Below are 1,018 nucleotides of genomic sequence, written 5' to 3'. Positions count from 1 at the left end.
CCGTGGTCATGGATATCTTCAAGGGCAAGACCACGGCTGCTGAGGTGGCTCGCCAGTACGATCTCACTGTCTCCGAGGTCGAGGGCTGGATCGATGAAGCCCAGCGCAGCATGGAGAACGGGTTCAAGGCCCGCCCCAAGGATATCCGTGAGCAGCACGAGTCCGAGCTCCGAGAGACCAGGGAGGCACTGGGCGAAGCCCATCTGCAGATCTATGCGCTAAAAAAATTCAAGCGCCTGCTCGACGAGGACGAGAACTCATAAGGTCGCTGCAGGCGCAACTGGCCGAGGAAGGCCATGTGGTATCACTCGTCAAGCTCTGCCGCTGGCTGGGATTCCCCCGGCGGAGCCTGTATTACCGGCCCAAGCTGCGGCAGCGTGTCATCAATGCCGATCTGGCGGCACGGGTGAAGCTGACCCTAGAGCGGTTCCCCACCTATGGCTATCGCCGCCTGGCGTATGTTCTGGGTGAGAACCGCAAGCCAATACAGCGCATCCTGCAGTTGAAAGGCTGGCAGGTGCGCAAGCGGCCACAGGGCTTCCGCCCGCGCGCCAAGAGCCTTCCGTCTGTCGCGTCACGGCCTGATGAACGCTGGGCAACGGATCTTACGCACGTGTGGTGCGGCAAGGATCGGCGGGCTAGCCTGGCGGTGATCATCGATTGCTGTACGCGAGAGATTCTCGGCTGGCGATTATCGGACAATGGCAGCAGCAAGACCGCTGAGGCCGCGCTGGAGGAAGCGCTAATCTATCGATTAGGGGCACTGGGACGTGTTCAGCAACCGCCGGCACTACGCTCCGACAATGGCCTGGTCTTCAGCAGCCGGCACTACACGGGCACGGTGAAGGACTATGGTCTCATCCAGGAGTTCACGACGCCGTATACACCGGAACAGAACGGGCTCGTGGAGCGCTTCTTCCGATCCTTGAAGGAGGAGTGCATCTGGCTCCATCGCTTCGAGTCGCTGGGTCAAGCCAGGGCCGTGATCGACCGTTGGATCCGATACTACAACGAAGAG

2 protein-coding genes are annotated in these 1,018 nt (G+C 60.9%); both read left to right on the top strand.

The features are described 5' to 3' along the window. On the top strand, positions 1-263 hold a 263-nt coding region (locus BC443_RS14300; RefSeq protein ID WP_071232514.1), incomplete at its 5' end, for a transposase. Continuing rightward, positions 227-1,018, top strand: a 792-nt coding sequence (locus BC443_RS14295; RefSeq protein WP_348769679.1) for an IS3 family transposase, incomplete at its 3' end; no start/stop codon positions are given. The genes BC443_RS14300 and BC443_RS14295, both read left to right, overlap by 37 nt.

The sequence above is a fragment of the Salinicola sp. MIT1003 genome (assembly GCF_001858555.1).
GTDB lineage: Bacteria > Pseudomonadota > Gammaproteobacteria > Pseudomonadales > Halomonadaceae > Salinicola > Salinicola salarius.
The sequence above is the reverse complement of the archived record's forward strand: the minus strand, read 5'-3'. Positions and strand labels throughout refer to the sequence as shown.